Raw genomic sequence first — 24,527 nt, forward strand, 5'->3', positions numbered from 1 at the left:
GGCGGACGCCGGCCTGGTTGCGCAAGAACAAGCTGGTGAGGCGGGTGGTGAGCCCGTCGGCAATTTCGAGCAGCGTGCCGTAGCGCCCCGAGTGGGTCGGGTATTCCACCTGGAACTCATTGCCGTAATAGTGGTGAAAGCGCTGGAGCGACTCAATGAGCAGGAAGTTAAACGGAAACCACACCGGTCCGCGCCAGTTGGAGTTGCCCCCGAACAGGTCGGTTTCGGACTCGCCCGGCTCGTAGCGCAGCATCAGGTTGCGGCCGGCGAAGTGCAGGCGCACGGGGTGGTTTTGGTGGTACTTGCTCAGCGACCGCACGCCGTAGTCGGACAGGAACTCGGCCTCGTCCAGGGCCCGCGCCAGCAGGCGTTTCACGCGGTGGCCGCGCAGCAGGCTCAGCAGGTGGGTCTGGCCCATGCCCGGCTCCTGCCAGCGGCTCACCAGGCTGGCCAAGTGGGGCCGGTGCTTCAGAAACCAGTCGAGCCGGGCCACAAACTGCGGCACCGCCGTCAGCACTTCATCGTCGAGCACTTCCACGGCAAAGAGCGGAATCAGGCCCACCAGCGAGCGGGTTTTCAGGAGTTGCCGGCCGTTTTCGGGCGTGTGCAGCACATCGTAGTAAAATTCATCCTCGTCGTCCCAAAGGTTGGTATCGGCATCGCCCATGTTGGTCATGGCCCCGGCGATGTAGAGGAAGTGCTCGAAAAACTTGCTGGCCAAATCCTGGTAAATCGGGTTGGAGCGGGCCAGCTCCAGGGCCATGCGCATCATGTTGAGCGCGTACATGGCCACCCAGGCCGTGCCGTCGGCCTGCTCGATGTAGGCCCCCGGCGGCAGCGGGGCCGAGCGGTCGAACAGCCCGATGTTGTCCAACCCCAGAAAGCCACCCTCGAAGATGTTGCGGCCTTCCCGGTCTTTGCGGTTCACCCACCAGGTGAAGTTGAGCAGCAGCCGGTGGAACACGGTGCCCAGAAACTCCAGGTCGCCCACGCCATCGTTTTGCTTCTGGCATTGCTTGTACACCCGCCAGGTAGCCCAGGCGTGCACGGGCGGGTTCACGTCCGAAAAGGCCCACTCGTAGGCCGGCAGCTGGCCGTTGGGGTGCATGTACCAGTCCTGGCACAGGAGCCGCAGCTGGCGCTTGGCAAAGCCCGGGTCGAGCTGGGCCAGCGGCAGGCAATGGAAAGCCAGGTCCCAGGCCGCGTACCAGGGATACTCCCACTTGTCGGGCATGGAAACGATATCCCCGTTGCTCAGGTGCTTCCAGCCAGCGTTGCGGCCGTGGGCGCGGGCGTGGGGTGGGGGAGGCATGGCGGGGTCGCCGGCCAGCCACTGCGGCACGTCGTAGTAGTAGAACTGCTTGCTCCAGAGCATCCCGGCCCAGGCCTGCCGCTGCACCCGGCGCGCATCCGCGTCGGCCAGGTCCTTCTGGAGTTCGGCGTAATACTCGTCGGCTTCCTGGCGGCGCTGGTTTAGCAGCGGGTCGAAGTCGGTGAAAGGAGCGGCGAGGTCGACCGGGCCCAGACGCAGGCGCACCACCTGGGAGGTGCCGCCGGGCACCAGCAGCGGATAGTGCGCCGCGGCTTTGGTGCCCGTCTGGGCGGGATTAATCGCGGCGTGCGCCCCGTGCACCACGTAGTCGTTAATCCCATCCTTAAAGTGTTGGCCCGTGGCCGGCACCCCGAACAAGCGGCCGGTGTTGGTTTCATTTTCGCAGAACAGCAGCGAAGGGTCTTGGTCGCAATAAAGGCAGTGGCTGCCCAGCGTGGCGTGTTGCACGGCGATGGCGCCGCCATTCTGGGTGGCTTCAAGCAGGGGCCGGCTACTGTCGTCCAATCCCCAGGCCCAGGTGTTGCGGAACCACAGCTGGGGCAGCACGTGCAGCGGGGCCACTTCGGGGCCGTGGTTGGTCACGGTAATCTGCATCAGCAGGTCGTCGGGGCTGACCTTGGCGTATTCCACATATACGTCGAAGTACCGGTTGTCGTGGAACAGGGCCGTGTCCAGCAACTCAAATTCGGGCTTCATTCGGCCTCGTTTCGCATTTTCCTGTACCAGCCACTCATACGGAAACGCATGTTGCGGGTATTTGTAGAGCATGCACATGTAGGCGTGCGTGGGCACGTTGTCGAGGTAGTAATACACCTCCTTCACGTCTTCGCCGTGGTTGCCCTCGGGGCCGCTCAGGCCGAAGAGGCGCTCTTTGAGGATGGGGTCCTGGCCATTCCACAAGCCCAGGGCCAGGCACAGCAGCTGCTGATCGTCGCTCACGCCGGCCAGCCCTTCCTCGCCCCAGCGGTAGGCGTAGGAGCGGGCCATGTCGTGGGTGCAATAGCGCCAGGCGTCGCCCTGGGCCGAGTAGTCCTCGCGCACCGTGCCCCACTGCCGCTCCGAGAGGTAGGGGCCGAATTTGCGCCAGTCCTTCTCGTTGGCATTGGCTTCGGCAAGGCGTTGGTGTTCGGCCGTCAGTTTCATTGGGGCTTAGCAGTGTGCGGGCAGCAAGGAAGGATGAAAAGCAGCCGGGCAACTTCTCCGTTCGAAATACGAAACGAAGAAGTTGCGGTGCACTGACAAGCAGCTGCTGTATGGCTGCCTTCCGACTACCAAATCAGCTGCATAAAATCAGCCAACTATCTGGCGAATAGCCTGCGGGCAATCTCGGCCGTGTGCTGCCCCTGGAAGCGGGCACCTTCCAGCTCGTTGGCGCTGGGCTGGCGCTCGCCCTGGCCCCCGGCCACGGTGCTGGCCCCGTACGGGGTGCCGCCGGTTACCTCATGGTGGCCCATCTGGCCTTGCCAGGCATAGGGCAAGCCCACCAGAACGAAGCCGTGGTGCAACAGCGCGGTGTGCACCGCCCGAATGGTGGTTTCCTGGCCGCCGTGCTGGGTGGCCGTGCTCACAAAGGCCCCACCCACTTTGCCCACCAGGGCACCAGTGGCCCACAGGCCGCCAGTGCTGTCGAGATAAGCCTGCATTTGCCCGCACATGTTGCCGTAGCGCGTGGGCGTCCCGAAAATGATGGCGTCGTAGTCCGTTAGCTCGCCGGGCGTGGCCACGGGAATGTGGCCAAAAGCTTTTTGCGCCTCAGTAGCTCCCATCTGGTCGAGGACGGCCTGGGGCAGTGTTTCGGGCACTTTTTTGATTATCACTTCATTGCCGGCAACCTGGCGCGCTCCTTCGGCGATGCCTTCGGCCAGCTTGAAGACATGGCCATAAGTGGAGTAAAAGAGGACTAAGGTTTTCATGAGGGAAAGCTGAAAAGGTGAATGGGTAAAAAATGAAGGTCGCTTAAAAGGGCATTTCAACCCGGTAATCAGCATGTTGAATCCCTTGAAAAGCCTGGAATGCCCATCCGGGAAAGGGCACCACGGCCCGGCCCCGCAACACGGTCGGAACTACCCAATCTGTGGCAGCCTGGTTTCCAAAAGCGCCCGCCTGGGTTCGTGTTGCCTGGGCAGCATGAGGTGAGTGCCCAACTCGTCCAGCGGCTCATCCACGGTGAAGCCCGGGTTTTCGGTGGCAATTTCGAACAGTACGCCACCCGGCTCGCGGAAGTACACGGAATGGAAATAATCGCGGTCAATCTGCGGAGTGGGCTGCAGGCCTCTCTCCAGCAGCAGCTTCCGGAAATACAGCTCGGCTTCGTCGTCTTTCACCCGAAAGGCAATGTGGTGCACCAAGCCGCCCGCCGTGATGCTGGCGGCTTCGCCGGGCACTTCCACCAGGTCGATGCAGGCCGCGCCCTGCACCGTATCGGTCACGTAGCGAGAGCGGTTGACGTGCTGCTCCAGCAGCGTGTAGCCAAACACATCGGTCAGGATTTCGGCCGTGGCCTTTGCGCTGGCCAGCGTGAGCGTGACGGTGTGAAAGCCCCGCGTGGCCACGTCGGCTCCAACTTCGGGCGTGGTCCAGGGCGTGCGTGGGTCATCGGTTTTCGGCACGATGAGCTCCAGCTTCAGGCCGTCGGGGTCGAGGAAGGTGAGGTAGGGCTCGCCGAATTTTTCGCTGGGCTTGTTGTAGGTCACGCCGTGGGCGTTGAAGCGCTCCATCCAGAAATCGAAGCTGCCGGCCGGCACCGAGTAGCCGATTTCGGTGGCCTGCCCGGTGCCGCGCCGCCCGGGGGTGATGTGCGCCCAGGGAAAAAACGTGAGAATGGTACCCGCCGAGCCCCTTTCATCGCCAAAGTAAAAATGGTACGTGCCGGGGTCGTCGAAATTGACCGTTTTCTTCACGAAGCGCAAGCCCAGCACCCGGGTATAGAAATCGTGGTTGCGCTGGGCATTGCCGGCAATCGCCGTGACGTGGTGCAAACCTAAAATGCGTGGGTCCATAGGGCAAGGAATGTTAACGGAGTCAGCAGGTTGTGCCAGGCGGCACACAACCAATGCGGGACAAGTAAAGTATATCTTATGTAATTATGTTTATCTATATTTTAAATTGAATTAATTTTATTGGCCCAATGCTTTGTAGCCTGTCAGGTTGGTTGCGCTTCCGGCAGCACTTCAAACACGCGGTACAGGCCCTTTTTGCCTTTCAGGGGCGTCACGAAGCCCTGGCGCAGAGCGAGCGCGGGGCCCGCCGCCTCCACCACGGCTTCCGACACCAGAAACGTGGTGCCGTACCGCTTGTTGAGGCCTTCGAGGCGGGATGCCACGTTCACCGCATCGCCGATGGTGGCCAGTTTGCGGAAGCTGCCCGCCCCGATGTGGCCCACCACGGCGTTGCCGTAGTGGAGGCCCAGGCGCACGTGAAACGTGCAGTCATACATTTGCTTCAGGTAGGGGTTTAGCCGCTCGACGGCGCGGAGCATGGCGTGGCCGGCGGCTACGGCATCGGCTACGGCCGAGACGGGGTGGCTCAGGCCGAATACCGCCATCAGCCCATCGCCAATGAAATCGCTGATGTGGCCGTGGCGGTTTCCAATTTCCTCACTCATGGCTTCAAAGTAGCGGTTCAGGACATGAATCAGGTCGTAGGGAGGCAGCCGGTCGGCAAAGGCGGTATAGCCTTGAATGTCGGAAAAAAGCACCGCCACCGGTTGCTGGGTGCCGAGGTGCTGGCGTGGCTGTCGCAGCGCCCGCTGCGTCAGCTTCACGTCGAGGGCATCGAACACGGGGCGCAGGAAGGACACATTGCCCGTTACCGTCGTCTGGCAGGCAAGTCGCACATCAAACGGCAGGCGCAGGCGGATGGCCAATGCCTTTTCGCTCTCATTGCGAGGCGAACAAAAGTTTAAGCCACTGAGTACGTGGATGCGGCAGGTTGAGCACCGGGCCTGGCCGCCGCAAGCATGCACGTGCGGAATGCCCTGCCGCAATATGGCGGCCAGCATGGTTTCGTGTGGCTCGATTTCAATTATTCGGCTATCAGGCAGGGCATAGAGTTGAGGCATTGATAGTCAGGATAGCGGATGCCGTGAGTAAAAATGGGTTGAAAATCAGTGCATGGCCACTTGGGGGCGTTTGTCCTGTAGCCGCACGTACGCTTGCTCGCCGATGCGGAACGGGGCACGTGACGTGAGGATGATTTCGAGGCGTGCATCATCCAGGGCTTGTTTCTGGTAGGTCCCCACTATGCCGGTGCTACTCCGGGCCGGCGGTGCGGCAGCCCACACCCGCACCGAGTCACCGGCATTTATGCCTTCTTGCCAATCAGTGGGCAACAACAGCGAAACCACGAGATAGCTACGCCGCGAAAGCGTTGTCACGATTGTGTTGCGGTAAATGTATTGGCCAATCATTACTCGGTTGGGTCCCAGAAATCCGGCCCGGGGCGCCGTGACGAACGTGTGATTGCTGAGCTTAACCAATACCTGTCCGCGCCGCACATAATCGCTTTGTGAGAAAAACAGGCCTTGTACCCGCCCGTTCGTGCGCGCCAACAAGGGTTCATCGCCCCCGGCCCCGACGACGCCCATGGTAACGAGCAAAGTGGAGTCGAGCGTCGAATCCGAATAGTCCATTGCCAGTGCATCACCGCCCACCGCTGGACTTGGCACGCCAGAAAAAGGAGCTATATACACCAGACCTCCGAACACGGATACGCCCAGCACCGCGCCGATAATGAAGATTTTTTTCATTTAACAAGCATTCTCACATCCTCCAGGGCAAGGAACGGCATGAGCCTGCGTCAACTTGCGCTTTACGCCTGCCCTTGCGAGCCGCACGCCAGTCTACAGTTAAGCAGCAGCCTGTTTGCATCAGCCCTGAGCTGGAATTATTTCTCCTTTGTCGTGTCCGCTGCTTTACCTTATTTTTTCGAGCGCCCCTTTCAGGGGTATGGTTTAGAGGCATCGGCAGCTTTTGGTTTCACCTGGTCGCCTGGCGATGAGGGCCTTATTGGCGAAGGGGTCGGCTACAATCGTGTCCCCTTATTCATGGGAAACAGGCTTGCTGCGCCCACATGGCATTGTCGCGAAACGGAATTATCGGGTAGGGCCGCTGAGCTGAAAACAATGCGCAGACCGAACGGCCATTCGCCCTACTCAGCCGTAGCTGATTCTACTAGCGGCTCAAAAAAAGTATCTGGGTTACACTAGCACCTTTATGAAGCTCATTATCAGATTGCAATGGCTTACATATCGCTGAAAACGACCTGTTTCCATTGCCTGAAAGCACACTTTATCCATGACTTGCCGGTGTTGCTTGTTCGGCAACCAGCCCGTCTTTATTATGAATGTAAAGTTGATGGCGTCGAGGGGCTATGAAAATGGACAATTAGCGCTTTTGCTTAGACAAAAAGGCTGAGTCTCCAGCTAGTTGACCCGATTTTTTTCACCAATTATCGGGCGCATCCGTTATCCAGACAGGAAAGCAGTATCAGGTGAGTTAGGCTGTTGCTTTTTAATGTGGCCCAGGCTTCATCGGTTACCGGCGGTTGGCAGCAGGGAAACCGGGGCTTGGGCAGCACTCGTTAGGCCTGCCGGTCCAGGTCACCATAAGCCAAAATCCAACCCGGATAGTCAGCAGGCAGCTGACTATCCGCATCCATCTGCTGCAATTCCGCTGGAATAAACACCACGGTAACAGCCTTTAGAGCAGCAATTCTCAGGTTGGTGTACGGGTGTAGAGACGCAGCATTTTGCGTCCCGTCGTTGAACGGCTCGCGGGAGCACCGTCAGGCGATTTCGTTCAACGACGGGACGCAAAATGTTGCGTCTCTACCTCGTTCAAACGGCCATACACTCACCCGAGAACTGCTTCAGCATGTGGGGGCCGCTTGTGCCACAACCATACTCCGGGTCAAACGAACGTTCCATTCGTCTAAGCAAAAGCGTCAATTATCCATTTTCAGGGATTTAAAGGGGGGCTACCTTCACGCTGCAATTCATTTGTCAGGCAGAGAAAGTGGCCAGGCAGGGAATTGAAGGGCCGCATGTCCGTAGTGTGCCGGCTGTTGTTCGCCCTGCAAAGCAATACCCGCCGTTCCCAGAGGCCTGCAAACCACCTGAAATCGACTATCAAATCTGCCACCAGGTCCGATGATAAATTACTACAGTTATGGCTTTTAATACGAATTAGGGCAAGATTCGACCCATCAATCGTCTTTAACCAAACGACATGAGAAACCTGCTTTTTTTGTTGGTCCTGCTCGGCAGCGATACTGCCCAGGCCCAGTCGAACCCGCACGCACCGGCCGGGCCGGCGAAGGCCCATGCGATGCCAGGCATGGTGGGAATGGCCACCGCCTCGGCCGCCGCACCGGGTACGCCTCTGGCGGCTTTCCAGTACGGCATGGATTCGGTGATGACGGTGATGGACGACGGCATGCGGCGGATGAGCGGCGCGAGCCCCGACGACATCGACGCCAGCTTCGCCGCCATGATGCTGCCCCACCACCAGGGCGCCGTTGACATGGCCCGCTTACAGCTGCTCTACGGCAAAGACCCGGTGCTGCGCCGCTTAGCCCAGAGCATTATTGCCGAGCAGCAGGTTGAGATTCAGCAAATGCAGGCCTGGCTCCGGCAGCACCCGGTCGCCTCCCGGCCCTAACGTTTTTTTCTTATGAAAGCCCTACTTATTGTCAGCAGCCTGCTACTCGTTTCGGCCGAGGCCGCAGGTCAGGCCGTGAGCCACCGCGACCGGGTGTACACCGCCGACCAGATTTCCAATACGGTCTCCGTCATCGACCCGGTGGACAACCGGCTGCTGGGCCAGGTGATTCTGGGCAAGCCGCAACCCGATATTCTGACGCCGCTCTACCGGGGCCAGGCGCTGGTGCATGGCCTGGGGGCTGCGCCCGACCACAAGCTGCTGGCCGTGGTGTCCATCGGGTCCAACAACGTGACGTTCATCGACCCGGCTACCAATGCCATCAAGGGCAGCGTGTACGTGGGGCGTTCCCCGCACGAGCCTGCTTTCCGGCCCAACGGCCGGGAGGTGTGGGTGACGGTGCGCGGCGAAGACTATGTTTCCGTAATTGATGTGGCCACGCTGCGCGAAACGCGTCGGATAACGGTGGCCAACGGGCCGGGCATGGTGGCGTTCGCACCGGATGGCAAGCTGGCCTTCGTGTGCTCCAGCTTCACGGCCGAGCTGGCCGTGGTGGACGTGGCCACGTATAAAATCATCAAGCGGGTGCCGGTGGTGAGCCCGTTTTCGCCCAACATCTTCCCCACCAAAGACGGCCGGCAAATCTGGTTCACGCACAAGGACGTGGGCAAGGTGTCGGTGCTGGACACCCGGACACTGGCCATTGCGACCGTGCTCGACACCGGCCCCATCACCAACCACGTGACCACCGTGGAAACGGCCCAGGGCAAGCTGGCCTACGTGACGGTGGGCGGCGAAAACGTGGTGAAAGTCTACTCGCGGGAGCCCGGCTTTAAGCAATTGGCCACCATTCCGGTGGGGGCGCTGCCGCACGGCATCTGGCCCTCGGGCGACGCCAGCCGGGTGTACGTGGGCCTGGAAAATGCCGACTCGGTGGTGGCCGTGAGCACGGCGACCAACCGGGTTATCGCCAAAATGAAAGTGGGCCAGAACCCCATGGCCCTGGTGTACATCCCCAACGCGGTGCCCGCCGGCGCGCCCGCCACCACCGGCCTGGGCCAGCAGCTGGGCGACCAGGTGGCCGTGGTAAAGGAGCTGCGCCCCCCCCGGCCGGGGCCCGCCGCCGGCACAATGAGCCTGCGCTCGGAAGGCCTCGTGGACCTGGCCACCTTCAACCTGCGCAGCCTGGCCCCCGCTACCGATTACGATGTCTACCTGACCCGCTCGGCCCAGGCACCCTACTCCCGCGACTACGCCCTGACGAGTGTGCGCACCGATGCCCGAGGCGGCGGGATGGGCCAGGCGCTGGGCATGGTGCAGCGCATCGCCAATAGCGACACGCCGCGTTCGGGACAGCCGTTTTTGCACGTGGTGGTGGCTCCCAAAGCCGGGGGCGACGAGCCGACCCTGGTGGACAAGTAAGGGCGGTGAGCCGATGGACCCCGGCGCTGCTCGCTACCCTTTACAACATCTCGGTTACCGTTCCTTATTTTGTTCTGAAAACGCTACGATGGCCGGTTTGATGGCGGGCCTGCGGGCTGCGGAACACAACCCCGACCCCCAACTTTTTCCTTCAACGTACTTCGGCGGCGCGGCCCTGGCGCATTCTAATGGCTCAAACACTCACCTCGCCTGTCTCTACTCCCAAGGCCACGTTGTGGACGCCGTTCACCCACGCGCTGTTTCGGGCCATCTGGATTGCCGGGCTGGTATCGAACGTAGGCACCTGGATGCAGAACGTGGCCGGGGTGTGGGTGGTCACCATGCTCACGTCTTCGGCGCTGCTCGTGACCCTGATGCAAACCGCTACTTCGCTGCCCGCGTTCCTGCTCAGCCTGCCCGCCGGGGTGCTGGCCGATTTGATAGACCGGCGCCGACTGCTGCTCTGCACCCAGGGCTTCATGGCCGTGGTGGCTACCGGACTGGGGGTACTTACGTTCACGGGCCGCATTTCGGCGCCTGGGGTGCTGGGTTTCACCTTTTTGCTGGGCGTGGGCGCGGCCCTGAACGCGCCCATCTGGCAAACGGTGACTACGGAGCTGGTGCCCCGGCCCGTGATGCCATTCGCTATTACGCTCAACGGCGTGAGCAATAATATTGCCCGCGCCATCGGGCCGGCGGTGGGCGGGGCCATCATCGCCTACTACTCGCCGGGCTGGGTATTTGTGCTGAACGGCGTTTCTTTTCTGGCCACCTGGGCCGTGGTGTATTACTGGAAGCGCGAACCGACCATTACGACCGGGCCGGCCGAGAATTTCATCGGGGCGCTGCAGGCGGGCATTCGCTACGTACAGTACTCGCCCAACATTTACGGCGTGCTGGTGCGCACGTTTGCTTTCTCGTTTGGTACGGCGGCTCTGCTGGGGCTGGTTTCGGTCGTCATCGCCCGCAAGCTGCATCTAAGCGCCGGCACGTTTGGCGTGATGCTGTCGTGGATGGGCGCGGGGGCCGTCACGGGCGCGTACCTGCTGGGTCGGGTGGGGGCGCGGCTCTCCCTGAACCGGCGGGTGGTGCTCGGGGCGCTCACTTTTGCGGGCAGTCACCTGGCGCTGGCCCTTATCACGCAGGTGATGTTCCTCTACGCCGTGATGTTCGTTTCGGGCATTGCCTGGCTGATGGTGATGACCAGCTTCAGCACCACCGTGCAGCTAAACGTACCCAAGTGGGTACAGGCCCGCGTGATAGGTATTTACATGCTCGTGTTTCAGGCCGGCGTGTCGCTGGGCAGCCTGGTCTGGGGTGAGCTGGCCGACCGCCTCAGCGTGGATACGTCGCTGCTGCTGGCCGCCGGCTGGATGCTGGCCAGTGCCGCCCTGGCCCTGCCTTTCCCCATGCGCTCGGGCGAAGGCCTCAACCTGGCCCCTTCCGGCCACTTTCCCGACCCCTTTACCGGCAGCGGCATCGACCCCGACGATGGCCCGGTGGTAGTGATGATTGAATACCACGTAGCCCCCGCCGACATGCCCGCCTTCCAGCACGCGGCCGAGCAACTCCGACGCCTGCGCCTGCGCGACGGGGCCCTGCGGGCCGGCCTGTTTTCGGACGTGACCGACCCCACCCGCATCACCGAATTCTTTTACGTCCCCACCTGGGGCGAGCACGAGCGCCAGCACCACCGCTTCACGAAGGAAGACCAGGTGGTAGAGGCCCAGGTGCGGCAGTACCACCGCGGGCCTGATAAGCCGCGCGTCACCCATCTGCTGGCATTCCCCCACGGCTCAAACGTGGAGCCGACTACGCCCATGCAGACCCTGGAAAGCCAGCGCTAGCGCCGGCCGGAGCCCGCTGCCGATGGCCGTCCGCCGCCGCAAGCCCACCGAGCTGCGCGACCGGGGCCGGCATGCAACCGACGCTGTACGACGCCAACAGCGGCGGCCGGCCCAAAATCACTTCTGCCAAACCAGCCGAATCGGGGATTTCCCCTGTTTGTTTAACAACACTCCAGTTATCGCCATGCGGGTTCTCTCATGCCTGTACCGTGTGCGTTTTTTCCTGGTTTTTCTGGGGCTTGCCCGCGTGGGCCAGTCGCAGCCCCAGCCGCCCCGGCTCGCCGCGCCGCCTCCGTTTCTGCAGCTGCATGCCCAGGAGGATTATCGCTACCTGGCCCACGATTCGACGGTGCGCCCCAGCGTGGTCGACCCCATCAAGTTTATCCCGCTCACGGCCGCCCGCACCAGCTTTCTCACGCTGGGCGGCGAAATTCGCGAGCAATACGAACGGCTGAACCACGCGAACTGGGGCGAGGGGGTGCAGGACCCCAACGGCTACCTGCTGCAACGGGTGATGCTGCACGCCAATGCCCATTTTGGCCGCCATTTCCGCCTTTTTGGGGAGCTAAAAAGTGGGCTGGCGTTCGGTCAGCGCAGCACTCCTCGCCCGTCCGACGAAGATAAGCTGGACCTGCACCAAGCCTTCGCCGACGTCGCCGTGGGGGACGATACGCATTCGCTCACGCTGCGCCTGGGGCGCCAGGAAATGGCGTACGGCTCTTCCCGGCTGGTAGCGGTGAGCGACCCCCTCAACGTGCGCCGGACGTTCGACGGCGGGCGCCTGTTCTGGCTCACCCCTCAGTTGAAGCTGGATGCCTTCGTAACCCGCCCGGTGAACACCAAACCCGGTTTTTTCGATGATGGGGGCAACCGCGACGTCTGGTTCTGGGGCTTATACGGGGTGCGGCCCGTTCCCCGGCTGCACGGCGGCCTGGACGTGTATTACCTGGGCTTTCACAACCAGCACGCCCGGTTTCAGCAGGGTGCCGCCGCCGAGCGCCGCCACTCGGTAGGGGCCCGCTGGTGGGGTGCCCCCAGCGCATTCAGCTATAATATTGAGGCAGTAGAACAGTTTGGGCGTTTTGGCGAAGGCCGGATTCAGGCCGGAACCGTCGCGGTGGAAATCGGCTACGCCTTTCGCGCGGCGCCGCTGCACCCTGAGCTCACGTTGCGCACCGACTACATCAGCGGCGATAAAAACCTGGAAAATAATGATTTGCAGACCTTCAATCCCATGTTCCCAAAAGGGGCATACTTCGGCCAGCTGGCAGTTATTGGCCTCACCAATGTGCGCGACATTCATCCCATTCTCGTGCTACACCCGCCCGGCCTGCCGCAGGTAGTGGCCACCGTGGACTGGGACTTTTTCTGGCGCGCCCGGCGCACCGACGGCTTCTACACGGTGCCCTACATACTAAAACGCCCCGGCACGGCCGCCCAATCGGCCTATATCGGCAGCCAGCTCACCGGGGAGGTGGAATGGGATGCCAATCGGTACCTCAAATTCGAGGTGTTTCTGACCTATTTTCAAGCCGGCGATTACCTCAAAGAGAGCGGGGCCGGGGATAACATCACGTATTTCGCGCCGCGGGTCACCCTGCGGTTTTGAGGGGGCGCACGGGTGAAGTAAAAGCCCCGGTAAAACGCCTTATTGGGGAGGGTTGCGCTCAGCCCGCGCACAATGCCCGGGACAGCCCGCCCGCCTGCCACCCGTTTTACCGCCGCCAGTTGCCCTCAGGCAACCCCGAAAGAATGGCCCCCCACGAATCCCTGGTCGATTTCTACCGCACCTACCTGGCCAGCCACTTCGGGGGCGAGCCCCTGGCCGACCAGATTCACGTGTATACCAGCGCGCTCACTGGCCCGCACCTGCTGCCCTATCAAAAGCGGGATTTTTACAAGATTGCCCTGCTCACGGCCGGGACCAGCCAGCTGCATTACGCCAGCCGCAGCCTGACCATTACGCAGCCCGCGCTGGTTTTTTCTAACCCGCTGGTGCCCTATGCCTGGGAAAAGGAAACCGGCCCGAACACCGGCATTTATTGCGCGTTCACGGAGGCATTCTGGCACAGCGCTGCTGCCGGGGGCCGGTTGCTGGCCGATTCCTCGCTGTTTCGGCCCGGCGGCCAGCCCGTTTATTTTCCCGATGAGGCCCAGCTGGCCTTTCTCCAGCAGCTGTTTCGGCAGCTCATGGCCGAGTCCGCTTCCGGCTATTCGCACAAGCAGGAAGTGCAGCGCAATTACCTGCAGCTCATCATGCACGAGGCGCTGAAAATGCAGCCCGCCACGTTTGTGGCTCCCCGCAACGCGGCCGGGCGCATCGCGGCCCTGTTTGTGACGCTGCTGGAGGAGCAGTTCCCCCTGGTGTCGCCCGCCCGGCCCCTGCGCCTGCGAACGCCCCACGATTATGCCGCCGCGCTCGCGGTCCACGTCAATCACCTCAACCGGGCCGTGCGCGCGGCAACCGGCCTCACCACCACCGCTCACCTCGCCGGCCGCCTCGTGCGTGAGGCCACCGCGCTGCTGCACCACAGCCAGTGGTCCATTGCGGAAATTGCGGATGGGCTGGGTTTCACCTACCCAACGTATTTCAGCGAGTTTTTCAAGAAACACACGGGCTCCACGCCGCTTCAGGTACGGCAGAGGGAACGCAAAATGGTTTGAATAGTGTAATTTCTGGTTTGTTGGGCCGGTTCAGGCGGCGCGCGTGAAGAAGACCTTTGTGGCGGTTTTTTTTATAACATTCCTGAACCATGAAATACAATCTGTTGGGCCAAACCGGCCTGAAAGTATCGCAGCTGTGCTTCGGCACCATGACCTTCGGCGGCCAGGGCATCTTCGAAGCCGTGGGCACCCTCGACCAGGCGGCCGCCGATGCCCTGCTGAAAAGCGCCGTGGACGCCGGCATCAATTTCATCGACACGGCCAACATGTACTCCGCCGGTCTTTCCGAACAAATTACCGGTCAGGCCATCCGCAACCTGGGGCTTTCGCGCGACGCGCTGGTGATTGCTACCAAGGTGCGCAGCGCCATGGGCACCGGCCCCAACGACCTGGGCCTGAGCCGCAAGCACATCATGCAGGAAGTGGAGGCCAGCCTCCGTCGCCTGAACACAGACTACATCGACCTCTACCAGATTCACGCCTTCGACCCCCTCACGCCCCTCGACGAAACTCTGCGCGTGCTCGACGACCTGGTGCGCAGCGGCAAAGTGCGCTACATCGGAGCCAGCAACCTGGCCGCCTGGCAGCTGATGAAAGCCCTGGCCAACTCGGAGCGCCAGCGGCTTGAGAAGTTCATCTCGCTGCAATCGTACTACAGCCTGGCCAGCCGCGAGCTGGAGCGGGAGCTGGTGCCGCTGCTGCTCGACCAGCAAGTGGGCCTCATGGTGTGGAGCCCGTTGGCCGGCGGCTTGCTCAGCGGCAAGTTTACCCGCCACCAGCAGGGCCCGGCCGGCAGCCGGCGCGACACCGTTGATTTCCCGATGGTGGACCGTGAGCGGGCCTTCGCCATCCTCGACGTGCTGGCCCCGCTGGCCGAAGCCAAAGGGGCTTCCGTGGCGCAGCTGGCCCTGGCCTGGCTGTTGCAGCAGCCGGTCGTGAGCAGCGTAATTATCGGGGTCAACAAGGCGGCGCAGCTGGCCGACAACCTGAAAGCCATCGAGGTAACCTTCACGCCCGACGAGCTGGAGCAGCTCAACGCCGTGAGCCGCCCGGCGGTCGAATATCCGGGCTGGATGATGGACTACAGCAGCCTGGACCGGCAGCTGTAGCCCCCGGGATGGGTGCAGGAGTTTAGCTGAGCTTTTTAGAAAAGCAACTTTGAGCCGATTGCCAAAACAACGGGTGCAATCCTGTCCGAACTTTGTAGTAAGCTTTTAATAAGCTATTTATCCACCTACAAGTAGTCGTTAAGTCATGCAAGAACTCCTTAAAACCCCCTTCGGCTTCAGCTCCACCGCCGATGAAGTTATGCAGGGCATTTCCCTCCGGGGCAAGCGCGCCATCGTTACCGGCGGCTCATCGGGCATCGGCATCGAAACTGCGCGCGTGCTGGCCAGCGCCGGCGCCGAGGTCACCCTGGCGGTTCGCAATACGGAGGCGGGCCATAAAGTTGCCGCTGAAATCCAGGCCGCTACGGGCAATCCCAACGTGCTGGTAGCAGCCCTGGAGCTGAGCGACCAGGCTTCCATCAAAGCCTTTGTGGCGGCCTGGCAGGGCCCGCTGCACATCCTGATTAACAACGCCGGCATCATGGCCCTGCCCGAGCGCACGGCAAGCCCCGAAGGCTGGGAAATGCAGTTCGCCACGAACTTCATGGGCCATTTTGCCCTCACTGTGGGGCTGCACGGGGCGCTGGCCGCCGCCGGCGGTGCCCGCATCGTATCGGTTAGCTCCAATGGCAGCTTGTTTGCGCCGGTCTTCTTCGACGACCTGCATTTCAACTTCATTCCCTACGACCCATTCCTGGCCTACGGGCAGTCGAAATCGGCCGATGTGCTGTTGGCCGTGGAGGCTACCCGCCGCTGGGCCAGCGAGGGCATTTACGCCAACGCGCTCAATCCCGGGGCCATCGCCACCAACCTGCAAAAACACACCGGGGGCCTAAAAACGCCCCCCGAGCGCCGCAAAAACCCCGCTCAGGGCGCCGCTACCACCATTCTGCTCGCGGCCTCGCCACTGCTCGAAGGCATCGGAGGGCGGTATTTTGAAGACTGCAACGAGGCCGAAACGGTTCTGCGCCGGCCGGCCGACTACCGGGGCGTGGCCGCCTACGCGCTGGACCCGGCCAATGCCGAGCGCCTCTGGAACGCCGCCCTGGAATTGATTGCCTAACGAAGGAAGGGCGCCAGGGGTAAGCCCCGTTGGTGCCCTTCTTTTTTTCGTTTGCTCCGCCCATCCCCGATGCGTAGTACGTGGCACTGGGGTAGGAAGGGAGCTGATTTAAAGACCCTTAATTATGGAAAGCAACACAACTGCCGACGGCCTGAACGTCGGCTTTATCGGGCTGGGCGACCAGGGCGGGCCGATGGCCCGCGCCATTGGCGAAGCCGGGTTTAAGCTGCACGTCTGGGCCCGGCGTCCGGCATCGCTGGCTGCGCTGGCGGGCGTGCCGCACACGGCGCACGCCAGCGTGGCCGAGCTGGGCGCGGCCAGCGACATCGTTGGGCTGGTACTGACCGACGATAAGGACATCTGGGATATTCTGGAGACCCAGGGGCTGCTGAAGGCCTTGCGCCCGGGGGCCATCGTGGTCAATCACGGCACCGGCGACCCCAGCGAAAACACGCGGATTGCCGCCTACCTGGGCCAGGCCGGCCACCCGTTTCTGGATGCCCCGGTGAGCGGGGGCGGCCCCGGAGCCGTTGCCCGGACGCTAACCACCATCGTGGGCGGCGACCAGGCAGCGTTGGAGCGGTGCCGGCCGGTGTTCGAAACCTTCTCGCGAAAAATCGCCTACATGGGCCCCGCCGGCGCGGGCCAGCAAGCCAAGCTCCTCAACAACGCCCTGACGATGACCAACCTGAAGAACGCCGTCGACGTGCTTCATCTGGCCGGGGAGCTTGGGGTGGACGTGGCGGCGCTGTACGATATGGTGGCCGTCAGCAGCGGGTCGAGTGCGATTATGCAGGCCCTGGGCACTTTCACCCCCGAGCTGGCCGCCCACCTGCAAAGCCTGATGCGCAAAGACATCGAGCATTTTGCCGATTCCGTGCGCAACCGCCAGCTCGACCCTTCGGCCCTGCGCGAACGGGGACTGAGCGGGGCCGATGGGCTGGTGGAAGTAGTCAACCTATTGCAGCGGGGCCGGGGCGGCAACTAGCCGGCCGGCCCGGCGCTGGTGGCAAAGCATCGACGCTGGGGCATCGGACGGACTTTTCCGCTATGTAATTTGTAATGAGCTTTTTAGAAAAGCAAATTTGAGCCGTACGCCAAAACAAAGGGTGAAATAATGCCGGACCTTTGTATGGTAGTTGTAGTAACCCAACTGCTTTACATTTCAGACAAAAAGTCACCTTTTAAGAAAGGCAAATCATGAGTCACACCATTTTAATTACCGGCGCTTCGTCCGGTATTGGCAAAGCAGCCGCCCACCACTTCGCCGCGCAGGGCTGGAACGTCATCGCCTCGATGCGGCAGCCGGAAAAAGAGCACGAGCTCGGGCAGGTCTCCAACATCAGCCTGGCCCGGCTCGACGTACAGGACCCGGCCACCATCGCCTCGGCCATTGCGGCCGGCATCGAGCAGTTCGGGGCCATCGATGTACTCCTCAACAACGCTGGATTTGGCCAGTACGGGGCTTTTGAGGCGATTGCTCCTGCGCAGATTCAGGCGCAGTTCGACGTGAACGTGTTTGGCGTAATGAATACCATCCGCGCCATTCTGCCGCATTTCCGTCAGCGCCGCGCTGGGTTGATTATCAACGTCAGCTCGGGTATTGGCCGCTTTACCCTGCCCATGCTGTCGATGTACGCCGCTTCCAAATTCGCCCTGGAAGGCTTCTCGGAAGGTCTTTCCTACGAATTGCTGCCCCTCAATATCGGGGTGAAAATCATCGAGCCCGGCGGGGTTGCTACGGACTTCCACACCAGGTCGAACGAGCTATTCGCGCCCAACGGGGGCCTTGCCGATTACGATGCCTACGCCGCCACGGCGTTCGGGGTGTTGGGCGCCATGGGGCAAGCCCGGTTATCAACGGCTGAGGAAGTCGCGGCGGTCATCTACGGTGCCGCCACCGATGGCACCAACACGCTGCGCTACGTCATCGCCCCGGATATACAAGCCCTGTTCGAAGCCCGGACCAACCTGCCCGACCAGGAATACGTTAATTTCATGCGCAAAAAGTTCGGCCTGGAGGCGTAAGCTAGCGAGCGGCCACCGGGCAACTCACCTCCCGCTGCGGCTGGTCGGCTACGTCGGCGGCCGTGGCAGGAGGTGGGTTTTTTTAAACCAGTTTTTCATCGTGACGGCCATGGCTACTGCCCCCTTTGCCCCAACCCCCGTGGTACTGCATTCCTGCTACATAGCGGTGCAGCGGCCCACGGAATTCTTTGTGGATGAGCACGTGCTGATGCACATCCTGAGCGGTTCCTTCGTCATTTTTGTCGCTGGGGCCGAGCAAACCTACCGCAGCGGCGATACCATCCTGCTCACCCGCCACCAGCTGATGAAGGGCACCAAATACCCCGAGCCGGGGGGCGAGTTCAACTCGGTGAGTCTGGTGCTAGACCAGGCGACGCTGCGCGGGCTGCATCACCTGGCCCCGGGGCCCATTGTTCGTCCCCAACTGCCCCAGCCCGTCGTGGCCTTGCCCCGTCACCCGCTGTTCGGTGACCTGGCCCGGTCCATTATTGCCTACAATGCCGGGCAGGCCATTCCGCAGCTCCCCGCGCTTAAAGCCCAGGAAGCCGTTGTGTTGCTGCTGCACCTGCAACCGGAGCTGCGGCACGTCCTGTTCGATTTCAGCGAGCCCGGCAAGCTGGACCTGGCCCAGTACATGGCCCAGCATTTCAGCTTCAACCTCGGCCTCAAGCAGTTTGCCTACCTCACCGGCCGCAGCCTGGCCACGTTCAAGCGCGATTTTGTAAAGCTGTTTCACGTGTCGCCCAGCCGCTGGCTGCAGCAAAAGCGGCTCGAAGAAGCCCACTACCTGCTCCAGGCCAAAAAGCGCAAGCCCTCGGACGTATACCTGGAAGTGGGGTTCGAGAACTTATCGCACTTCTCCACGGCATTCAAAAAGCAGTTTGGCTTCAATCCTTCGCAAGTCCAGGGTTCAGTTGCCTGATAAACAGGCACAAGCCAAGGTCATAATAAGTTACGTTCATACAGAGGACTTGTTCCTGAATTAGAAAAATCGTAAAAACGTCATGCTGAGCTTGTCAAAGCATCTCTACCGCATCGTTTGGTAGAGATGCTTTGACAAGCTCAGCATGACGTTTTTTTAACCTTTTAGGATTTATGACTAGATTTATATATTTAAACTAATGGCAAATCAGTCGCTGCCCCATCGGTGGCGGTAATATCTCCCTGCGCCGGGCCTTTGCCCTGGCCCGCCGGTTGGGGACTGTTAAAAGGCCTGGGCGTGGTTTTAAGACCACATCCCCAGAGGATTAACCACTGTTGTCAGGCGCGCTTTAGCTTGCTGCGGCAACCTGGATAGGCGCGCCGGGAGGACCCAGGATTTCTTCGCCGATTTCGGCCGAAACCCGCATAAACGCGGCCATGTCGGACTGCGAGGCCGCCGGCGTGTCGCGGCCATCGGAAACCGTGCCCACGGTCTGAATCAAATGCGCAAAGCCGCTGGGGGAGGCCACAACCAGGCCCCGCGCCGGGCTGGCGCTGGTAGCCGCTACGCTGTGGACCATGCCCTGCGGAATGAAATGGCTTTGGCCCGGGGTCAGGACTACCGTGCCGGCTTCGGTGCGCACGGTGAACTCACCGGCCAGCACATACAATTGCTCGGCGTAGGTGAAGTGGCGGTGCACGGGCGTTTCGACGCCGGGAGCAAAATCGCCTTCCACCAGGTCATAGCGGCCATCCGTGTCGGCATGGCCGGCCAATATTGTTAAATGAGTTCCAAAGAGCCAAAAGGATTCTTTCATTTTATAAGTGGTCTGTTAGTGATGCACAAAGGTTCCAACCGGGGCTGCGCCTGGTCTTGTAAAATATTGCGCGCGCTGAAAATCGCCGGGCGTGAAGCCGGTGTAGCGCAGGAAGTAGCGCGAGAAATGGCTTTGGTCGTAAAAACCCGCTTCCAGGGCGGTTTCCACCAGAGAACAGCCCTGGGCGAGCAGCCGCTTGGCCTGCTCGACGCGCAGCATGGTGAGGTAGCCGTTGGGGGTCATGCCCACGTGCTGGCGGAACTGACGCACCAGCTGATACTTGTCCAGTGCAAATCGGCTTGCCAGGCCGTCCAGGGCCAGTTTTTGCTGCTGATGCCCTTGTAGGTACGCTTGCACGTCGGCCACGGCGCCTTGGAATCGGGGGTCGGGCGCGCCCCCCCCGACCACGGCGGGTGCGAACAATGCGCCCAACAGCGCCCCCAGCGCCTGCTCGCTGGGAGGCGTTTGCTGCTGGTGGAGGGCATCGTAACGGGCGACCCACGCGGCATCGGAGCGCAGGGGGCTACCAAAAGTCAGTGGTTGCCGGCGCGGAATGTAGCCCTGCCGCTGGAGGTGACGCAGAAAATCGGGGCTGACATGCAGCATTTTGTGCGCCCAGCCAGAGCCCGGGAGCGGGGCGTGGGCGACGACTTGCCCCGGCGACGACAGCAGGACCGTGCCGGGGCCCGCCAGCAGGGTTTGCTCGGCAAAGACCAGGCGCTGCACGCCGTGCAGGGCGATGCCAATGGAATAGGTATCGTGGGTATGGGTGGGCAGGCCGTGCGTGACCTGGTGCGACCGTACAAATTCCAAATTATCAAACCCGGGGGTTCGCCAACTTTCTATCATCACTTTTCAAACACTTCAAAGCTATTGCTCAACCAATTCCGGCAGACAGGGAAGAGGGCAGTAACACCATTGCCGGAGCTTGCGTTCGGAAAGAGTGCGCCAAGTGGCCCGCCGGCTGGGCGGTACGGCGATGGCCGAATGGGGGAACCGCTGGTGGGGCAAAGCGCCCCCGCAGGGTGACGGGTTGCCCGGCAGAGGCCCCGGCTGCGCAGGCCGCCCGTGGCCAGGGGCCGCCGAATGCGTTGGAAATGCTGCTTTTACGGGTGACTAAAAGAGCTGGTAATTATTACCCGGATGCTCCAGCTTCGGTGGCGGAAAGCGGTGGTCGGCGGCCTTTGGGCACCAGCCAGAATGCAACCCTGGCACTGCGAACCGCCAACCCGGCGCACAGCCAGTGCAACCATTGGTAAGTATTGTCAAAAGCGTGCCGGATGGCGGCCTGCACGACGGATTGCTGCCGCGTGGGCAGGGTAGCCAGAACGACTATGGCTCCCAGTTTGGTGGCTTGGTGGCTTGTTGGTGCAGCGCCCGGCGCGCCACAGACGAAAGCAGCGTCTGGACAATGCAAGCCTTATTGACCGAACTGGTATCCAAGGGGCCGTTTTAGCGCATAGCCTTCAGGGCTGAGGGGTTTGTCAGGTCGCCAGCACCGGTCAGATAAGGCTTACGGCAACCGTAATTTTCATCGTTTCGTCCGCGCAAAATTGGGAACACGCTCGCCGGCTTAAAATGGATAACCTGCGCTTTTAACCAGATGATAACGCCAGCCTGACGACCATTTTCCTACAGGGGCACTTCCCTCTTGGTAAAGGAAGGGCGATATATCCAAGTTGTGGCACCAATCGTCCATTTCCAGGTCTTTTTGGATTTCCTACTTTTAGTTATCCAATCATTGGGCCACTGGGCTAATTCATCCGGGTCAGGTGCCACCTGAGCGGTTGAATGCATGAGCAAGGCGCTGAAAGCCTGTCGCGTTTACGAACCTGATTGAATTGATGAACTGCTTAACCTAACCAAATCCCGATGTCACCCTCAACTTCTCCTTTGCCGGCTGGCTCAACCACGCCCACGCCGGGCCAACAGCCCATAGTGCCCGCTACTGCGCTCCTGGCAACTTATGTCGGAGGCCCGACAGTCATCCTCGAGATTGGCGGGCTCCGCTTCATGACGGACCCTACCCTGGACCCGGCAGGCGGCGTGTATCCCATTGCTGATTTGACCTATACCAAGCTCGTTGGGCCGGCAATTGCCAACATCGAAGTTCCCGACGTGGTGCTGCTCAGTCACGACCAACACCATGACAACCTCGATACGAAGGGGCGGGAGCTCCTGAAAACGACAAAAATGACCTTAACCACTACCGTAGGAGCAGGTAGGCTTCAGGGCACCAGCAAAGGACTGGCGCCTTGGGAGAGCACCGTAATAATGGCTCCGAACGGGGTCGAAATCACCATTACTGCCACGCCGGCCCGGCACGGTCCGGCGGGCTTCGAAAAAATGTCGGGCGACGTAATTGGCTTCCTGCTTTCCGTGCAGGGGCCGCGCCCGTACGAGGTTTATTTAACCGGTGATACCGTCTTTTTCGATGGCATTGTGGAAGTAGCCCGCCGGTTTAAGCCCCGCTACGTTTTCGTGTATGCCGGGGCGGGGCAGCCCCGGGGGCCTTTCAACGTGACAATGGACACCAACGATGCCATTGACACCGCCGCCGTGTTTCCGGAGGCTACCATTATCCCCCTGCACTACGACGGCTGGTCGCATTATACCCAGCACGCGGCGGCATTTCAGCAAGCTTTCGATGCGCTGGGCATTGGCAGCCATTTAAAAGTACTCCCGGCGGGAATTCCGGAAAGCCTGCCAATCTAAATACAAGGACGCGCCGGGTTCAGGACAGCCCGCCTGCAAAGGTTCCATACTCAGCTGGGGACGTTGTTTTCTACTGCAGCCGTCATTGTTCTCCCTGTGCATTCCCAGCCCTGTCTATCATGAAGAACGTAGTCTTAGGCCTGCACCACGTCGCGGCCGTTGCAGGCCAGGCCCAGCGCACCTACGATTTGTATACCAAGCTGCTGGGGCTGCGCCTGGTCAAGAAGACGGTTGACTGCAGGGACCCCGGCACGTACCACCTCTACTTTGGCGACGAAACCGGCTCACCGGGGACCCTTTTAACCTTTTTTCCTTCTAACCGGGTGGTGCCCGGCCGCCCGGGCATTGGCGAAGTATCGGCGCTGGGATATTCGGTGCCGTCCGGCAGTTTCCCGTTTTGGATGGCGCGCCTGGAGGCCCACCACGTACCCTACCGCCTGCTGGAAGAACGGTTCGGTGAGCCCTGCCTGGCTTTTTCCGACCCCGACGGCCTGCCGCTGGAACTTATTGTCAGCAACACCCCCGACGAGCGCGTGCCCTGGACCACCCCGGAAACCGGGCCCGAATTTGCCTTGCGGGGCCTTCACAGCGTGCAGCTCACGCTGGTCAGCGCGACTGACACGGTGAAGCTGCTCACTGAGGTATTCGGGTACCGCGTGCTGCGGAAACAGGGTTCGTGCTTCCGTTTAATTACGGATACCGTGGCCCAGGCCGCCGTGGTAGATGTGGTCGAAACGCCACCCGGGAGCCCTGCACAGCCAGGGGGCAGCGCGGTGCACCACCTGGCGTTTCGAGTAGCCGATGAAGCAGTGCTGCTGCATTTTCGGGAGCTGCTGGTGGCCCGGCACCTTTCCGTTACGCCGGTAATCGACCGCCGGTATTTCCGCTCGCTATACTTTCAGGAGCCTGGCGGCCTGTGCTTCGCCCTGGCTACCGACACCCCTGGTTTTGCAATTGATGAGCCGCGAGCCGAGCTCGGCACGCATCTGGTGCTGCCACCGGAGTACGAAAGCCGCCGTTCGCAAATCACCGCGCAGTTTCCCCATCTGCAGTAAGTTAAACCGCATTTCGCCATGACAAGGTATCAACCGCTGCGCTACGTGTACCAGCCCGCCCCCAATCCGGCCACCCACAACCTGCTGCTGCACGGCACCGGTAGCGACGAGCACGGCCGCTATTGCTAGCCAGCTGCCTTAAAGTATGCTGAAACGACCAAAGTAACGACGGAATACCAGCCACGGAACATCCATTTTTGGGCCGCTTTTTTCACTTCCCGACTATGCGCTCCCCCATTGTGAAAGCCACCGGGCTATTTGTCGGGTGCATTTTTATCACTTTGTTGCTATTTCACTTTGCTTGCCGCGAATTAAACAATTCCCGGGTAGAAGCCGGGCTATTGGTGCTGTTGACAGTAGTTAAAGCAACCTATTTCTTGCTGGCAACGCTGGGCTGGATTCACCTTACGGTCACCTCGGGCCACCATCGGAAGTACATGATGGTTTTTCTCGTATTGCAAATGCTCCTTATTGTGTTCTCGTTTGCAATCGATTACTACTGTCTCTACCAACTTGACCCATCTTCCTTTCGCGTTACCGCTCTTTCTCATCGCCCCATTGAGCAGTTTTTAACCTTTCTCTATTTCAGCGTCGGCAAATACACTACCGCCGGCGTTGGCGATATTCACCCCGTGTCGCCCATTGCCCGAATCTGCGCCATGGGAGAGATGGTAGTGGCGTATTTTACCACGGTGATGATTATTGCCAACGTGGGCTACCTCCAAATGTGGTTCAGCCAAAAGTTCGACAATGAAACCTGAGCAGGTCTGTACACTTGCCAACCCACTAAGCCAAGGGCTGACACAGCACAGGCTGCTTGCTTGAATTCGACGGGATTCAACAAACAAAACGTTGCGTGGGCATGGAGGATTGTAATCGGAAAGCTAACCACG

At 61.0% G+C, this 24,527-nt stretch carries 20 protein-coding genes; 13 read left to right on the plus strand and 7 right to left on the minus strand.

The window, feature by feature from the left end:
• From J4G38_RS23650 to J4G38_RS23670, 5 genes are all read right to left on the minus strand, one after another.
• A partial coding sequence (locus tag J4G38_RS23650) for an MGH1-like glycoside hydrolase domain-containing protein (protein WP_226163751.1) occupies positions 1–2,476 on the minus strand: 2,476 nt, incomplete at its 3' end.
• A gap of 155 nt (positions 2,477–2,631) precedes the next feature.
• Complete coding sequence (wrbA, locus tag J4G38_RS23655) at positions 2,632–3,246, minus strand: NAD(P)H:quinone oxidoreductase (RefSeq protein ID WP_210521391.1); 615 nt, start codon at positions 3,244–3,246, stop codon at positions 2,632–2,634.
• A 150-nt stretch (positions 3,247–3,396) separates the two neighbouring features.
• The gene (locus J4G38_RS23660) at positions 3,397–4,332 is read right to left on the minus strand and encodes a ring-cleaving dioxygenase (protein ID WP_210521392.1); all 936 of its coding nucleotides are present in this window, start codon (positions 4,330–4,332) and stop codon (positions 3,397–3,399) included.
• Positions 4,333–4,475: 143 nt separating this feature from the next.
• Entirely contained in the window at positions 4,476–5,393 is a 918-nt protein-coding gene (locus J4G38_RS23665; RefSeq protein WP_210521393.1) for an adenylate/guanylate cyclase domain-containing protein, read from the minus strand.
• Positions 5,394–5,438: 45 nt separating this feature from the next.
• Complete coding sequence (locus J4G38_RS23670; RefSeq protein ID WP_210521394.1) at positions 5,439–6,080, minus strand: efflux RND transporter periplasmic adaptor subunit; 642 nt, start codon at positions 6,078–6,080, stop codon at positions 5,439–5,441.
• Between the two features lie 1,480 nt (positions 6,081–7,560).
• On the opposite strand from J4G38_RS23670, the gene copM reads away from it, so the two are divergent.
• The 10 genes from copM (at position 7,561) to J4G38_RS23720 (ending at position 19,047) form a co-directional block, all read left to right on the plus strand.
• Positions 7,561–7,992, plus strand: a complete 432-nt coding sequence (gene copM, locus J4G38_RS23675; RefSeq protein WP_210521395.1) for a CopM family metallochaperone — start codon at positions 7,561–7,563, stop codon at positions 7,990–7,992.
• Positions 7,993–8,004: 12 nt separating this feature from the next.
• The gene (locus J4G38_RS23680) at positions 8,005–9,414 is read left to right on the plus strand and encodes a YncE family protein (protein WP_210521396.1); all 1,410 of its coding nucleotides are present in this window, start codon (positions 8,005–8,007) and stop codon (positions 9,412–9,414) included.
• A gap of 188 nt (positions 9,415–9,602) precedes the next feature.
• Positions 9,603–11,261 carry an MFS transporter gene (locus J4G38_RS23685; RefSeq protein WP_210521397.1) on the plus strand — a complete coding sequence of 553 codons (1,659 nt, stop codon included), beginning with the start codon at positions 9,603–9,605 and terminating at the stop codon, positions 11,259–11,261.
• A gap of 211 nt (positions 11,262–11,472) precedes the next feature.
• The gene (locus J4G38_RS23690; RefSeq protein ID WP_210521398.1) at positions 11,473–12,870 is read left to right on the plus strand and encodes an alginate export family protein; all 1,398 of its coding nucleotides are present in this window, start codon (positions 11,473–11,475) and stop codon (positions 12,868–12,870) included.
• Between the two features lie 143 nt (positions 12,871–13,013).
• Complete coding sequence (locus J4G38_RS23695) at positions 13,014–13,925, plus strand: helix-turn-helix domain-containing protein (protein WP_210521399.1); 912 nt, start codon at positions 13,014–13,016, stop codon at positions 13,923–13,925.
• Positions 13,926–14,014: 89 nt separating this feature from the next.
• Positions 14,015–15,034, plus strand: a complete 1,020-nt coding sequence (locus J4G38_RS23700; RefSeq protein WP_210521400.1) for an aldo/keto reductase — start codon at positions 14,015–14,017, stop codon at positions 15,032–15,034.
• 145 nt (positions 15,035–15,179) lie between these two features.
• Complete coding sequence (locus J4G38_RS23705) at positions 15,180–16,097, plus strand: SDR family NAD(P)-dependent oxidoreductase (RefSeq protein ID WP_210521401.1); 918 nt, start codon at positions 15,180–15,182, stop codon at positions 16,095–16,097.
• A 124-nt stretch (positions 16,098–16,221) separates the two neighbouring features.
• Positions 16,222–17,085, plus strand: coding sequence for an NAD(P)-dependent oxidoreductase (locus J4G38_RS23710; RefSeq protein WP_210521402.1), 864 nt, complete (start codon positions 16,222–16,224; stop codon positions 17,083–17,085).
• A 212-nt stretch (positions 17,086–17,297) separates the two neighbouring features.
• Positions 17,298–18,125: an SDR family oxidoreductase gene (locus tag J4G38_RS23715; RefSeq protein WP_210521403.1), complete on the plus strand. Its 828-nt coding sequence runs from the start codon at positions 17,298–17,300 to the stop codon at positions 18,123–18,125.
• Positions 18,126–18,234: 109 nt separating this feature from the next.
• Positions 18,235–19,047: a helix-turn-helix domain-containing protein gene (locus J4G38_RS23720; RefSeq protein WP_210521404.1), complete on the plus strand. Its 813-nt coding sequence runs from the start codon at positions 18,235–18,237 to the stop codon at positions 19,045–19,047.
• 349 nt (positions 19,048–19,396) lie between these two features.
• Here the strand turns inward: J4G38_RS23720 and J4G38_RS23725 are convergent, their stop codons facing one another.
• Both J4G38_RS23725 and J4G38_RS23730 read right to left on the minus strand, forming a co-directional pair.
• On the minus strand, positions 19,397–19,864 hold the full coding sequence (locus J4G38_RS23725; protein ID WP_210521405.1) for a cupin domain-containing protein: 468 nt from the start codon (positions 19,862–19,864) through the stop codon (positions 19,397–19,399).
• A gap of 15 nt (positions 19,865–19,879) precedes the next feature.
• Entirely contained in the window at positions 19,880–20,677 is a 798-nt protein-coding gene (locus J4G38_RS23730) for a helix-turn-helix transcriptional regulator (protein WP_210521406.1), read from the minus strand.
• A gap of 1,200 nt (positions 20,678–21,877) precedes the next feature.
• Here J4G38_RS23730 and J4G38_RS23735 point away from each other — a divergent pair.
• From J4G38_RS23735 to J4G38_RS23745, 3 genes are all read left to right on the plus strand, one after another.
• Positions 21,878–22,579, plus strand: coding sequence for an MBL fold metallo-hydrolase (locus tag J4G38_RS23735; protein ID WP_394371074.1), 702 nt, complete (start codon positions 21,878–21,880; stop codon positions 22,577–22,579).
• 119 nt (positions 22,580–22,698) lie between these two features.
• On the plus strand, positions 22,699–23,634 hold the full coding sequence (locus J4G38_RS23740; RefSeq protein ID WP_210521408.1) for a VOC family protein: 936 nt from the start codon (positions 22,699–22,701) through the stop codon (positions 23,632–23,634).
• A 224-nt stretch (positions 23,635–23,858) separates the two neighbouring features.
• Complete coding sequence (locus J4G38_RS23745) at positions 23,859–24,395, plus strand: two pore domain potassium channel family protein (RefSeq protein WP_210521409.1); 537 nt, start codon at positions 23,859–23,861, stop codon at positions 24,393–24,395.
• Positions 24,396–24,527 lie beyond the last annotated feature (132 nt).

The organism is Hymenobacter terricola (assembly GCF_017921975.2).
In the GTDB taxonomy this organism is placed as follows: Bacteria; Bacteroidota; Bacteroidia; order Cytophagales; family Hymenobacteraceae; genus Hymenobacter; species Hymenobacter terricola.